Annotated in this window: 14 protein-coding genes; 10 read left to right on the plus strand and 4 right to left on the minus strand. The window is 40.0% G+C overall.

The window, feature by feature from the left end:
* Nucleotides 1-47: 47 nt before the first annotated feature.
* From GPM24_RS08745 to GPM24_RS08770, 6 genes are all read left to right on the plus strand, one after another.
* The gene (locus GPM24_RS08745) at nt 48-1,751 is read left to right on the plus strand and encodes a DNA polymerase/3'-5' exonuclease PolX (RefSeq protein ID WP_439650755.1); all 1,704 of its coding nucleotides are present in this window, start codon (nt 48-50) and stop codon (nt 1,749-1,751) included.
* A 35-nt stretch (nt 1,752-1,786) separates the two neighbouring features.
* Nucleotides 1,787-2,770 carry a D-glycero-beta-D-manno-heptose-7-phosphate kinase gene (gene rfaE1, locus GPM24_RS08750; protein ID WP_158826383.1) on the plus strand — a complete coding sequence of 328 codons (984 nt, stop codon included), beginning with the start codon at nt 1,787-1,789 and terminating at the stop codon, nt 2,768-2,770.
* Between the two features lie 15 nt (nt 2,771-2,785).
* A complete protein-coding gene (gene rfaE2, locus GPM24_RS08755; protein WP_158826384.1) occupies nt 2,786-3,280 on the plus strand; it encodes a D-glycero-beta-D-manno-heptose 1-phosphate adenylyltransferase in 495 nt (164 codons plus the stop codon).
* A gap of 29 nt (nt 3,281-3,309) precedes the next feature.
* The gene (locus GPM24_RS08760) at nt 3,310-3,915 is read left to right on the plus strand and encodes a DUF4254 domain-containing protein (RefSeq protein WP_158826385.1); all 606 of its coding nucleotides are present in this window, start codon (nt 3,310-3,312) and stop codon (nt 3,913-3,915) included.
* Nucleotides 3,915-4,958 carry a glycosyltransferase family 9 protein gene (locus tag GPM24_RS08765; RefSeq protein WP_158826386.1) on the plus strand — a complete coding sequence of 348 codons (1,044 nt, stop codon included), beginning with the start codon at nt 3,915-3,917 and terminating at the stop codon, nt 4,956-4,958. Before GPM24_RS08760 ends, GPM24_RS08765 begins: the two co-directional genes overlap by 1 nt.
* A 183-nt stretch (nt 4,959-5,141) precedes the next feature.
* Complete coding sequence (locus GPM24_RS08770; protein ID WP_158826387.1) at nt 5,142-5,612, plus strand: SixA phosphatase family protein; 471 nt, start codon at nt 5,142-5,144, stop codon at nt 5,610-5,612.
* On the opposite strand, the gene dprA is transcribed toward GPM24_RS08770, so the two are convergent.
* Nucleotides 5,609-6,712 (minus strand): DNA-processing protein DprA, encoded by a 1,104-nt coding sequence (gene dprA / locus GPM24_RS08775; protein ID WP_158826388.1) that lies wholly within the window; start codon nt 6,710-6,712, stop codon nt 5,609-5,611. The genes GPM24_RS08770 and dprA overlap by 4 nt on opposite strands.
* Before the next feature lie 328 nt (nt 6,713-7,040).
* Here dprA and GPM24_RS08780 point away from each other — a divergent pair, with 328 nt between their 5' ends.
* Nucleotides 7,041-7,415, plus strand: coding sequence for a BlaI/MecI/CopY family transcriptional regulator (locus GPM24_RS08780; RefSeq protein WP_158826389.1), 375 nt, complete (start codon nt 7,041-7,043; stop codon nt 7,413-7,415).
* Nucleotides 7,412-9,091: a M56 family metallopeptidase gene (locus GPM24_RS08785; RefSeq protein WP_158826390.1), complete on the plus strand. Its 1,680-nt coding sequence runs from the start codon at nt 7,412-7,414 to the stop codon at nt 9,089-9,091. The genes GPM24_RS08780 and GPM24_RS08785 overlap by 4 nt, the downstream gene beginning before the upstream one ends.
* Before the next feature lie 45 nt (nt 9,092-9,136).
* Here the strand turns inward: GPM24_RS08785 and rsmG are convergent, their stop codons facing one another.
* Genes rsmG through GPM24_RS08800 form a run of 3 tightly spaced genes read right to left on the minus strand, consistent with a single transcriptional unit; the run spans nt 9,137 to nt 11,469 of the window.
* Nucleotides 9,137-9,763 carry a 16S rRNA (guanine(527)-N(7))-methyltransferase RsmG gene (gene rsmG / locus GPM24_RS08790; protein WP_158826391.1) on the minus strand — a complete coding sequence of 209 codons (627 nt, stop codon included), beginning with the start codon at nt 9,761-9,763 and terminating at the stop codon, nt 9,137-9,139.
* Nucleotides 9,764-10,357 carry an RNA polymerase sigma factor gene (locus GPM24_RS08795; protein ID WP_158826392.1) on the minus strand — a complete coding sequence of 198 codons (594 nt, stop codon included), beginning with the start codon at nt 10,355-10,357 and terminating at the stop codon, nt 9,764-9,766.
* Nucleotides 10,348-11,469 carry a glycosyltransferase gene (locus GPM24_RS08800; protein ID WP_158826393.1) on the minus strand — a complete coding sequence of 374 codons (1,122 nt, stop codon included), beginning with the start codon at nt 11,467-11,469 and terminating at the stop codon, nt 10,348-10,350. The genes GPM24_RS08795 and GPM24_RS08800 overlap by 10 nt, the downstream gene beginning before the upstream one ends.
* A 110-nt stretch (nt 11,470-11,579) precedes the next feature.
* On the opposite strand from GPM24_RS08800, the gene tgt reads away from it, so the two are divergent.
* Together tgt and GPM24_RS08810 are read left to right on the plus strand one after the other, a co-directional pair.
* Nucleotides 11,580-12,710 (plus strand): tRNA guanosine(34) transglycosylase Tgt, encoded by a 1,131-nt coding sequence (tgt, locus tag GPM24_RS08805; RefSeq protein ID WP_158826394.1) that lies wholly within the window; start codon nt 11,580-11,582, stop codon nt 12,708-12,710.
* A complete protein-coding gene (locus GPM24_RS08810; protein ID WP_158826395.1) occupies nt 12,710-13,819 on the plus strand; it encodes an LptF/LptG family permease in 1,110 nt (369 codons plus the stop codon). The genes tgt and GPM24_RS08810 overlap by 1 nt, the downstream gene beginning before the upstream one ends.
* The last annotated feature ends 14 nt before the right edge of the window (nt 13,820-13,833 follow it).

The raw sequence follows: 13,833 nt of genomic DNA on the forward strand, positions 1-13,833 counted from the left end.
ATAAAATACCAACAAAAGCTGTTCATTGAAACGGCTTTTGTATTTTTATGCCCTCAATATCCGGTATGGAAAACAAACCAATTGCCCGCACACTTAAATTATTGTCGCAGTTAATGGAACTGCACGAAGTTAATCCGTTTAAAATAAAATCGGTTGCCAATGCTGCTTTTAAAATAGACAAGTTACCTTATCCGCTAGCTGGTAAAAGTATTGAGCAACTTAATCAAATTGATGGTATTGGTAAAAGCATATCGGGCTACATTAATGAGTTGCTGCAAACAGGAACTATAACCGATTTAGAAGATCTACTGAAAACCACGCCGCCCGGCGTGGTAGAAATGTTGAGTATAAAAGGCATTGGTCCTAAAAAAATTGCTACCATTTGGCACCAATTGGGCATCGAAAATGTTGGCGAACTTTATTACGCCTGCAATGAAAACCGCTTGGCCGAGGCCAAAGGTTTTGGCCTGAAAACGCAGGAAGAAGTTAAACGTATACTGGAATTCAGGATGGCCAATAGCGGTAAAGTGCTGTATGCCCAGGCACAAACTGAAGCTGAAGAACTTTTACAAGCGATAAAATCAGTTCTGCCCAATTCCTTGTCTGATTTTGCCGGAGAATATCGTCGCCGTTGCGAGGTGATACATTACCTTGCAATAATAGTGGGCGTCGATCATCCGGCAGATGCCATGCAAAAAATAGCTACCCTTGCATTACTTAACAATGCTACAATTGAAAGCGATAAAGTAACCGGCAACATTGCCAGCGGTTTACTGGTGAGTGTAATAGTAACCGGCAAGAGCAAATACTTTTATACTCTATTTAAACAAACGGGTAATGAAGAACATGTGCAGGCAGTTCTTAAACAAATAGGCACATCTGCCGATGAGTTTGGTAATGAACAAGCCATTTATCAGGCAGCCGGTATGGACTGGATAACACCCGAATTACGTGAAGGTCTCGATTATATTGAGAAAGCCACAAACCACAACTTACCTTTGCTGATAGAGCTACAAGACTTGAAAGGGTCGTTACATAACCACAGTACTTGGAGCGACGGCATTAATACGCTGGAAGAAATGGCTTTGTACTGCCGGGACAAAATGCATTTGGAATACTTAGGTATTTGCGACCATAGCAAAAGCGCCTTTTATGCTAAAGGACTAAGTATTGAACGGGTATTGCAACAGCATGAAGAGATTGACCGCTTGAACCAACAGCTCAACGGCTTTCACATATTTAAAGGTATTGAGTCGGATATTTTAAGTGATGGCTCGCTTGATTATCCTGATGAAATATTAGAGAAATTTGATTTTATTGTTGCTTCTGTTCATTCGAATTTAAAAATGGACGAGGAAAAAGCAACCACTCGGTTAATTAGAGCTATTGAAAATCCGTACACCACTATATTAGGTCACCCTACCGGCCGGTTACTGCTCAGCCGCAAAGGATATGATATTGATTATAAAAAAGTAATTGACGCCTGTGCAGCCAACAACGTAGTTATTGAAATTAATGCCAACCCACTTAGGTTAGACCTGGACTGGCGCTGGTGCCAATACGCTATAGACAGAGGCGTTTGGTTATCTATAAATCCCGACGCCCATCGTACCAACGGCTTTCATGACATAGAATATGGTTTACTGGCAGCACGTAAAGGCGGCCTGACAAAAGAAATGTGCCTGAATGCCTTATCATTACCACAGATAAAAGAAAAATTTGAGTTAAAGAAAAGCAAAGCATCCTATTGAGTGTTAATAGCATCGTATTCAACCAAACTTGATAGATGCTATTAGATAAAGTACGCGCCCTCCGTCAGTCGCCAAAACAACCCGATATTTTGGTAATAGGTGATTTAATGATTGATCATTATGTATGGGGCGACGCCACCCGTCTGTCGCCCGAGGCACCAGTACCGGTGGTAAATATAAAAAGTGAAACTACTACATTGGGTGGTGCGGCCAATGTGGCTCAAAACCTAATCTCTTTAGGCGCAAAAGTAACGTTGGCCGGTGTTATAGGTGATGATATTTCGGGCGGCCAGCTGACAACTATTCTAGAACAGGAAGGCATTGATACTTGCGCCATCGTAAAAGATGCAAGCAGACCCACTACCGTTAAAACCCGTGTTTTGGCAGGAAGCCATCAGTTGGTTAGGGTTGACCGTGAGGTAACTGACCCGGTAAGTGAAGCCATGGAAGATGAAATGCTGGAAAAGTTAAACGCTTGTATTGCCAAGTCAGACATCATTTTGTTTTCAGATTACAACAAAGGTTTGTTCTCCCCATCACTCAGCCAAAAACTAATTAAGGCTGCGGTTGAGCATCAAAAGAAAGTAATTGTAGATCCGAAAGGGCTTAATTACGCCAAGTATAAAGGCGCTCATATCATTAAGCCCAATCGCAAAGAACTTACCGAAGCGGCAAAAGTGGAGAAAATAAAAACCACTGGTGATTTGCGGGAAGCGTCAAAAATCATCTTCGATCAAACCGGCATTGACTATTTAGTGGTCACCCTTTCTGAAGAAGGCATGGCCATAGTGAGCGAACTCACTTATAAAATGCTGCCTGTAAAAGCTACTGAAGTATTTGACGTAACCGGTGCCGGTGATACTGTTTTGGCTGCTATGGCTTACTTTATGGCTACCGGTTTTAACTTGGAAGAAGCATGCGAACTGGCCAACCATGCCGCCGCAATTGTTATTCGCCGTGTTGGTAGCGCAACTACTAGTGTAGACGAGATTATTAATGATATGGTAAGAAACGGATAAGCTATATTTGATAACATGAAATCCGGCATTGAACAACAGATTTTTTCTAAAATCACCGATTTAAATACGCTGAAAAGTCAGGTTGCAGATTGGAAGCAGCAGGGTCAAAAAGTAGTGTTTACGAATGGTTGTTTTGACTTAATTCATATTGGGCATTTAACCTACATGGCCAAGGCTGCCGAACTGGGTGATAAACTCATTATTGGTCTTAATGCTGATACATCTGTTAAACGCCTGAAAGGTGAAGGCAGGCCCGTTAATAATCAGGAAAGCCGGGCCATGCTATTGGCATCATTGTTTTTTGTAGATGCCGTTGTTCTTTTTGAAGAAGATACACCGTTTAATCTCATTAGCACCTTGCTACCTGATGTACTGGTAAAAGGCGCTGATTATCAGATTGAACATATTGTAGGTGCAAAAGAGGTAATTCAAAATGGCGGCGAAGTTAAAACCATCACCTTTGTAGAAGGTCACTCTTCGTCGGCCATCATAAAAAAGATAAAAGGTTAATCCGTATATTTGCCCTTTTAGGGGTTAGTATGGTTAGCGAAGATTATAATCAGCTTTTTGATCAGGTAATACACGATTATCATCAGGTAAATAAAATTGACAGTAATCCTGTCAATCTTCATCCTGCCGGTACACTTTCCTATCTCTTATATCAAAAATGCTGGATTGATACTGCACAATGGCACATGGAAGATGAAGTGCGAAACCCAAACATTGAACCTGCCGAGGCACTGAAATGGAAACGCATGATCGATCAATCAAACCAAGACCGTACTGATATAGTAGAACAGATAGACGATTATTTTTACCAACGCTACCAGCACATCACTGCTAAGCCATCGGCCCGGTTTAATACAGAAAGCCCTGCCTGGGCTATCGACCGCCTTTCTATTCTGGCACTAAAAATATATCACATGCGCGAAGAAACTTTGCGCACAGATTCGGACGCAGCGCATTTGGTTAAATGTCAAAACAAGCTGGCCACTTTACTGCAACAACGTACAGATCTTTCACTGGCAATTAACCAATTGCTGGATGATATTGAAAACGGCGACCGCCTTATGCGCGTGTACCGTCAGATGAAAATGTACAATGATCCATTGCTAAATCCGGTACTGTACGGCAACAAACAGTAATGGCAAAGGGAAAGCACATATTGGTAGTGCGATTTTCGGCCATGGGTGATGTGGCCATGACGGTACCTGTGCTAAAGGAGTTACTGCAGCAGCATCCGGAATTATATGTTACCTACGTATCGAGACCTGGCTTTGCAGCTTTTTTTGAAAATATTGAACGCATCCAGTTCATTGGAGTCGATTTTAAAAAAGATTACAATGGCTGGACTGGCACGTTTAAACTCTTCAAGCATTTAAAAAGCCTTCAAAAGTTTTATGCCGTTGCCAACCTGCACGACAATTTAAGAAGCAACTTATTGCAAGCTCTTTTTCGTCTGTCGGGCGTTTCAGGAGCCCGAGTAAATAAAGGCCGTAGCGAAAAAAAGTCATTAACCCGTTTTCCAGATAAAGTACTTAAGCCTCTTAAAAGCACAGTTGAACGCTATGCTGATGTTTTCAGAGCATTAGGGTTTTCACTCAAACTTTCTCATCAACTTGTAAGGCAAGAATTGATACCCAATGACGCAGTTCAGCAACTAACAGACAATAAAACAACCGCTTGGATTGGGATTGCGCCTTTTGCTCAGCACAAAGGCAAAATCTATCCTTTGGGGCGAATGGAAGCCGTCATCAAGTTACTAAATCATCAATCATTAAAGCTTTTTATATTCGGCGGTAGCCCTGAAGAGCAAGCTATTGCCCAGGAATGGGAACAGAAATATCAGTCGGTAACTTCGGTTATCAATAAAATTAGCATGCAGCAAGAGTTAACATTAATTAGCCAGTTAGATGTAATGTTAAGTATGGATTCGTCGGGCATGCATCTAGCGTCGTTACAAGGTGTACCAGTAGTTTCTGTTTGGGGAGCAACACATTATTACGCCGGTTTTTTAGGTTACGGACAATCCGAAGAAAACATTGTGGCCGATGATATAGCCTGCCGCCCCTGCTCTGTATATGGCAACAAGCCTTGTTTCCGGAAAGACTATGCCTGCTTGTATAATATTGAACCGCAAAGCGTTGTTGATCGGTTGCAGAAATTTATAGATAAAGAAGCTTATTAAACAACTTACACGATCAACTATTCAAATACCGGAGTTGAGGTTAGCTTTGTCAAGGTGGAGCCGTTGTCTTAAAGCCTCTAATGTTGCAGTATATAATTGTTGTTAGATCTTAGCCTGAATTAACATTATAAAATATATTTTATCCTTATTCCTTAATTTTATAAGTACAATATCATATCTGAAATGAAGAAGCTACTTTTAATTAGACATGCAGATGCTGTTGCTTACGCAGACGGCGGCGACTTTTACCGTCCGTTATCTGAAACCGGAAAAAAAGCAGCTGCAAAAACAGCAGCTTTTTTACCTACCCAACATTTAATTCCTCAGTTGATAATTTGCAGCCCGGCAGTTAGAACAGTAAGTACTGCTCAAATCATTACGCAAAGTTTAAATTTGCCGGTTGCAAAAACTATAGATAAAATTTACGATGCCGACGATAAGACTTTACTAAGTATTGTTAACGAGATTAATAATGAATTTAACTTCATTGCTTTAATTGGTCACAATCCGGGTATCAGCTATTTATCGTGTAACTTAAGCAGTGAGGTAAGGGAAGTACCACCAGGTACCGCCATAGTGCTTAACTTTGATACAGAAGATTGGGCCTGTGTTAGCAATGGACTTGGCTACATCGTCTATTATTTTGCACCTTAATTAAGCGCATAAGTTTTGCCCGGTAACGACCGGATGTAGCCTTGCATCTCCATATTCAGCAAGTTCATAGCAAGCTGACTAACAGGCATGCTAATTTTAATACTTAACTCATCTATAGCCAATGGGCTTTGCTGCTGCTGCAGTACTTCAAAAATATTCCTTTCGTGTTCACTTAAGTCTATAGGCAACACAAATTGTTTTTGTGCAGGTTTCACCGAAGTGGCGGAACTGTCCCAACCTAAAAAATAAGCTAAATCAGCAGCGCAGGTTAATAACCCAGCCTTATGATTACGAATCAAAAAATTACATCCTTCAGAATACTCGTCACTAACCCGTCCCGGAAAAGCAAACACATCTTTATTGTAGGTATTGGCAATCTCGGCCGTGATTAAAGCGCCGCCTTTTATTCCTGCTTCAACTACTACCACTGCATCGGCCATACCAGCCACAATTCGATTCCGTTTCGGGAAGTTCTCCCTTTCCGGTATAGTGCCTGATGGAAACTCTGTAAGTAAACCGCCATTTAACTGCATCTTTTCGGCCAGCGAACGGTGCTGGCTAGGGTACATCTTATCAAGCCCGTGCCCCATTACACCAATAGTGGGCAAATTAAGTCTCAGGCTTTCTTTGTGTGCCGCCCCATCTATACCCGCTGCCAAACCACTTACTACTAAAACACCATATTGTTGCAAATCTTCCAACAATTGCCGGCAAAGCTGTTTGCCATAATCAGTAGCATTACGGGTACCCACAATGCTAACCACACGTTGGTTATTTAAATCGGCATTTCCTTTACTATATAATAACACAGGTGCATCATTACAATTTTTCAGACGTTGAGGATAACGGCTGTCAGTATAAAAAATAACATCTACTTCATTCCTTTTAATGTACTCCTCTTCCTGTGCCGCTCTTTTCAATGCTGATGCGAGGTTAAGCTGACCGGTACGGTAAGTGCCAATACCGGGCACTTTAGAAAGGTGCGCTTTAGGTGCATTAAAAACATCTTCGGCAGTGCCAAAATAAGTGAGTAATGATTTGCATGATGTTGGACCGATTCCTTTAATAAAGGTTAGAGCAAGTTGATGGATAAGTGACATAGTTGAGGTTTAAATGTAATCACATTTCTGCGTTCATTCACAACGATTCTTTACTTAACATAATGTTAGCCTTTTAAAAATAGAAAAGCTCTTGATATGAAAATTGTTTAAATGGCTTTTACGCGGAAAATCGATTTATGGTCCTATTAATGTTTTAAAAACTTTGTTTCAAGCACTTACAAAATAAAATTTTCTAATAAACTATTAAAATAGTTTGCAAACTATAAAAATAGTAGTACTATTGCATACTTAAACTACAAAAACAGTTTGAGAACTATTTCGATAGTTTGCAAAAACTATTAAAATAGTTCGCTGTTTTATTTGATAAATGATGAAAGAACTAACAAAAGCAGAAGAACAGGTAATGCAGATTTTATGGCAGAAAAAAGAGGCCATTGTTAAAGACATTTTGGAAAAGATGCCAGATCCAAAGCCAGCATACAATACCGTATCAACCGTTGTGCGTGTGCTGGAAGGAAAAGGATTTGTTGATCACAAAGCATATGGCAATTCGCACGTGTACTTCCCTACTGTAAGCGAAGAACAATACAAAAAATTTGCATTTGATAAAGTAATCAAAAGCTATTTTAACAACTCGTACAAAAGCTTGGTATCCTACTTGGTTAAAGAGCAAAAACTGAATCTAACGGAGTTGGCAGAATTAATTTTACTGGCAGAAAGAAGTAAAAACAAAGAGAAATGATAAACTGGCTACATTACCTGCTTGAGGTTAATATTTACCTAACTATAGCTTATGGATGCTATTGGCTATTGTTCAAAAAAGAAACTTTTTATGCTACAAACAGGGTGTATTTGCTTGCAAGTACGGTAATGTGCTTTATTATACCGCTTATCCAAATAAGTATTTTGTTACCTCCAGGCGATGCAACGCCACAAGCAGTATTCATCGTTTCAAATAATTCCGTTCAGCTATCAGCTACGTCAACCAATGTTCAGCATTCGTTTTTAACCGCAAATAATGCTCTAGGAACAATTTACTCTGCCGGAACGGTATGTTTATCTACGCTGTTTATATTAAAGCTTTGTAGCCTTTTAAAATTGATTTTGTCGGGTTCACCTATCAAACGTGACGGATACACACTTATTCTACTTAAATATTGCCCTACCCCCTACTCGTTTTTGCACTACTTATTTGCTGAACAGAGCAAGTCAATTTCCGATGTTGTACTTGAGCATGAATTAACTCATATCAGGCAAAAGCATACTTGGGATATTCTATTTCTGGAAGTGGTAAAAATTGTCTGTTGGTTTAACCCGGTGGTATACCTGATACAACACAACCTAAAAACCTTACATGAATTTGCAGCCGACCGCCATACTACCCGGCAAGATCTATCAGCAGATGAGTATGTTGAATACCTGATTAACCATGCACAGTACGGCAGTCATAATTTATTAGCTAACCAATTTTCAGATTATAAACTTTTAAAAAACAGAATCATTATGCTTTATCAAACACCATCAGGTAAATTAGCCAGGCTAAAGTACCTTGTAGCTGCACCTGTTTGCGCGGGCCTGCTTTGCGCTTCAACACTGGCCTTTAGCAAAACTTACGGCTACCTAAAAATTGACGCCAATACCGCAAGCAAAGCTTATACGCTAGCCCCTTCAACAATGGTGAGTACTGGGCCAGATTTTAAGTCAATTATAAAGCCAACAGAAATAAGACCAGGAATATTACAAGCTATTACTAGTCCCCCTCATACACCAACTCCAACAGACAGCAATCTGCGGCTTAAAATTAAGGATGGAGATATGACTATTTACAGTAGCAACATAAGTGTTAAAGACAAAAATGCGACATGGAAAAAATACAATGCCGAATCTTTAACCAAGTCAGATCAGGAGAACTTAAACGCTAATCACAAGCTAAGAATTGACGTGTTAACAGCCGCTGCAGAAAGCAGCAATACTAAAAGCGCTGCAGCTAATCTAAATTCTGCAGAAGCGATCGAGAGTAAAATACAATCTGCAGACACTACTTTCAATTCGTTTTACAAACAAATTGGCCGAACAGTTAGATACCCAGCGGTAGCGCGTGAAGCTGGCTTAGGTGGCAGGGTTACAACGTTAATTAAAACGGACAACAACGGTATGATTTCCGATGTTTATATCACAAAAGGAGTAAGTACAGAAATTAACAATGAAGTAACCAGGGCTATAAAAGCTTGCCAGCAAAAATTACCGGATGCCAACGCGTATTATTCGCTGCCAGTTTCACTAGCGTTAATCGATTCTAACAATAATCAACTGCCGTTTAAAGGTTCAGAAAATTCGTCTAACACGTTCAGCACCGTTCCTACACCTCAAAACGTAAAGCAGCTTTCGCAAGTAACTGTAGTTGGATATATTAAATAACATAAACAGCATAATCATTTAAACTACAGAACAATATATATAAAATCAACATTTAACATATATTACCTGCTTAGTCTCAAAAAACTCTTCTTCAAAATAGTTTTTGAGAAAGTATTGCTGAACGGCTAAACCCGATTCGGCAATTTCTTGTTCTAGGTCTCCCCCCTTCAAATACAAAATTCCATTACCTAATTTGTTATTTGATTTATTACTAAACTTATCTTTTACCCACGGATAAAAATCTTTTAGTTGCGTTACTGCGCGAGACACTACAAAGTCAAACTTACCAGGCACTTGCTCGGCCCTGGCATGCGTGGCTTTTAAATTCTTCAATTCTAATGCACTGGAAACTTCCTGTACTACTTTTATTTTTTTACCAATGGAATCAACCAGATGAAAACTGGTTTCGGGAAACATAATGGCCAGTGGCACACCCGGAAAACCTCCTCCGGTACCCACATCCAATACCTGCTCGCCAGGTAAAAATCCCATTACTTTGGCAATGCCTAACGAGTGCAATACATGCCGTTCGTAAAGTGATTCAATATCCTTGCGGGATATAACGTTGATCTGATTATTCCAGTAACTGTATAAATCCGCTAACTGCCCGAATTGCGCTTGTTGCTCAGCTGAAATTTCCGGAAAATATTTTAAAATTAACTCAATACCCATTTATCTATCCATGCGGTTTATAATGTTTCCCAACAAGTATTTAGCGCGAAATAATTGTGCCTTTACCGTACCCAGCGGCAAATCTAACTGTTGCGAAATTTCTTCATAAGATAACTCATCAAAGTATCTTAACGTTAATAAGTTACGGTATCTTGGTGGCAAGCTTTCGATAAGTAATTTAAGCTCTTCCGACTGCTGTTTTTTGATTGATGTTTCTTCCGGATTTAACACATCCGCTTTGATCTGCAGTGGACGGTCGTCCTCCTCATCCATCATGTTATTTATGGAAACGGTGTTTAGCTTTTTCTTCCTTAAAAAATCGATACAATTGTTGGTAGCAACCCTGAACAACCACGTACTAAAGGCAAATTCCGGCTGATATTTATCCAGCTTTTCAAAGGCTTTGGCAAAGGTTTCTACCGTGATATCCATGGCATCTTCCTTATTATTCACCATTTTTAGTGACATGAAATATATCGAGTCTTTATAACGGTGCATCAAATCGGCATAGGCTTTTTGATCGCCCCCTCTGGCCTTTTGCACCAGCATAAAATCGTTCTTAGCATTCGGGGTAAAATTAGCATTTACTTCCATTGTGTAGTTTTTATAAAGGTTCCTACTAATCCAAATACAATTAAATACAAGTAATAAGTCAAATCAAAAAAAGGTAAAAACCATAGCAATTGCTTGCCGCCTAATTTATTGGCTGCCTTTTGATAAATTATAATTTGCGTTATCAGTCTCAGCAAATACACACCTGCAATTACAATTAATTGATGATTGAAATATAAGCACATAGCTAATGTTATATAAAACAAAAGTCCAGATAGTGCATCAGTGCTCAACATACGCCGGTGCTTGTTTTTATACAGCCCCCCTACACCCATATGCCTGCGCTTTTGTTTAAAATATGATTTAAAGTCGGCTTTCGCTTCACTGTAAGTAAAAGCATCAGGATGGATCTCAATAGCTGTATTACCAGCTGTAGCATTTTTGTTAACGAACAAATCATCATCGCCTGCCAGCACATGCAAATGTGAAGCAAAGCCTTTTGCACGAAAAAACAACGACTTGGTATAAGACATGTTGCGGCCAATACCCATATAGGGGTTATTCCTTAGTGCTTCAGACAGGTAATTTATACCGGTTTTTAATGTTTCGAAACGAATAAAAGCATTTAAAAAACCACTGGTTTTAATATAGGGCGAGTAACCCAGTATAATCTCGGTGTTATCTGAAAAATTACTGGCCATACGAGCAAGCCAATGCGCAGAGGCCGGTTGGCAATCGGCATCAGTAAAAAGCAAATGTTCATGCTTAGCGGCTTTTATACCCATGGTCAACGCAAATTTTTTCCCGGTTTTAAACCGAGGGTGCTCTGTAACAGTAACCAATTTTAAATGCGGATAGTTTTTGCTGAAATCGCGCAGAATGTGGTGTGATTCATCTACCGAACAGTCGTTCACTACAACTACCTCAAAATCAGCATATTGTTGCTCTAATATAGCCGGTAAAAATTTTTTCAGATTTTCAGCTTCATTACGGGCGCTGATAATTACGGAAACGGAAATTCCGGCAGATGGCAATTCAGTTGCCGAAACACTGTAAGCAGCAATATACCTTTGCCTAAATAACAGGTAATATAACTGTAGTACAGCGCAAAAGATAAACAGGCCAAAAAGAGCGTGAGGTATATATGCTTCCAAATTTTACACAAATTTCTAAGCTACAAAGTTGTTAAATTTCACCGAAATATAGGGCACTTAAAATTAAGCAGAATGCATAACCGCTTATTTGTTAATTTTGCCGGTTGACAATGAAATTTAATTTAATAACACAAGATAAATTTTCGAAGGCACGTGCCGGAGAAATCACTACAGATCACGGCGTTATACAAACGCCCATTTTTATGCCGGTTGGAACAGCTGGTACAGTTAAGGCCGTTCATCAGCAGGAATTGAAAAATGATATAAAAGCTCAGATTATATTAGGCAATACCTATCACCTGTATCTGCGCCCTGGCCTAAATACACTTGAACAAGCCGGTGGCCTGCACAAATTTAACGGATGGGACAAGCCAATACTAACAGATAGTGGTGGCTATCAGGTATATTCGCTCACCCAAACACGTAAAATTAAAGAAGAAGGCGTAACATTCCGCTCACACATTGATGGCTCTAAGCATTTATTTACGCCAGAGTCGGCCATGGATATTCAGCGCAGTATTGGCGCCGATATTATAATGGCTTTTGATGAATGTACACCCTACCCATGCGATTATCACTACGCCCGCCGATCAATTGAAATGACCCATCGCTGGCTGAAACGTTGCTGTGATCGCTTTGACAGCACCGAGCCTAAATACGGATACAGTCAAACTTTATTCCCTATCGTACAGGGTTCGGTTTATAAAGATCTGCGCGTTAAATCGGCCGAGGTGATCGCTTCGTTTGAGCGCGAAGGCAATGCTATTGGCGGCCTTTCAGTTGGCGAACCGGCAGAAGAGATGTATGCTATGACTGAATTGGTGTGCAATATACTGCCCGAGCAAAAACCGCGTTACTTAATGGGTGTGGGCACACCGGTGAACATATTGGAAAACATTGCATTAGGCGTAGACATGTTTGACTGTGTAATGCCCACCCGCAATGCACGTCATGGGTTGTTATTCACTGCAAACGGCATCCTAAACATGCGTAATGAGAAGTGGAAAAACGATTTTAGTCCGATTGATGCCGAAAGCGATTTATGGGTAGACCGTGAGCATTCTAAAGCGTATTTACGCCACCTGATTACCTCGGGCGAAATGCTGGGCGCGCAGATTGCGAGCTTGCATAACTTGCATTTTTACCTATGGCTGGTAACACAAGCACGCGAAAAAATTATATCCGGCGAGTTTTACAGCTGGAAAGAAAAAATGGTTAAACAATTAGCACAGCGCCTGTAATGCGTAGCATCATCAACCGGTACGTTAAAACTATAGACCGTTATATTATTAGTAAATACCTGACTACGTTTGGATTTACACTTTCTATATTTCTGGTTATTATTGTTGTGTTCGACGTATCTGAACATTTGGATGATTTCCTGAAAACACAAGCCCCGCTGAAGGCAGTAGTGTTTCAGTACTATGGCGGTTATCTGCCCTACTATGCAAACATTTTATTTCCCCTTATTAACTTTTTGGCTGTAATATTTTTTACAGCCAAAATGGCTAATCAAACCGAAATTGTACCTATCTTAAGCGGTAAAGTAAGTTTTAACCGGTTTTTACGCCCCTATTTCATTGCGTCCAGCATCTTGTTTGTATTCTTTTTCTTTGGTAACATCTATTTTATTCCGTTTACCAATAGCTTAAGCGTAAGGTTTGAACGCACTTACAACAACAGCAACGACCCTACGCTTAAAGAAGTGCACATGCAATTAGACAAACGCACATTTGTTTACCTGCAGAGTTACGATAACCTGGTGCATATGGGCTACAACTTTACACTCGAAAAATTTGACGGCGACAATTTAAAGGAAAGACTGGTAGCCAGCCGTATCTCTTATGATTCGCTGAAAAGAGTATGGTCTATACAAGATTATCAAACGCGCTATGTTAATGGCCTAAAAGAGCAGTTAATTAGTGGCACAAAAAAGGATACTGTACTCGATATGCGCCCCTCTGACTTTGAGGAACAACGCGATATTAATACCAATATATACCGCGCCATGTCAACCTCCGAAATTAGTAGCGCCATTGAAAAAGAAAAGATACGTGGCACCGGCCGCTTAATTGACATGCAGTTAGAAAAGTACCATCGCTTCATTTCCCCTTTTTCGTGTTATGTGCTTACTTTAATTGGTGTTTCGCTTTCCTCCCGAAAGGTGAGGGGAGGGATTGGACTACCTTTAGGCATCGGAATTTTCCTCTGTTTTCTATACATTGTGGTCGACCGCTTTGCCAACGTATTTTCATTAAAAGCTAACTTACCGCCCATCATTGCTGTATTTATCCCAAACCTTATTTTTGGCTCGATAGGCCTGTACTTGCTTCGTAAAGCACCTAAATAATTTTGAAATATTAA

This window comes from Mucilaginibacter lacusdianchii (assembly GCF_009770985.1).
GTDB classification, from domain to species: Bacteria; Bacteroidota; Bacteroidia; order Sphingobacteriales; family Sphingobacteriaceae; genus Mucilaginibacter; species Mucilaginibacter lacusdianchii.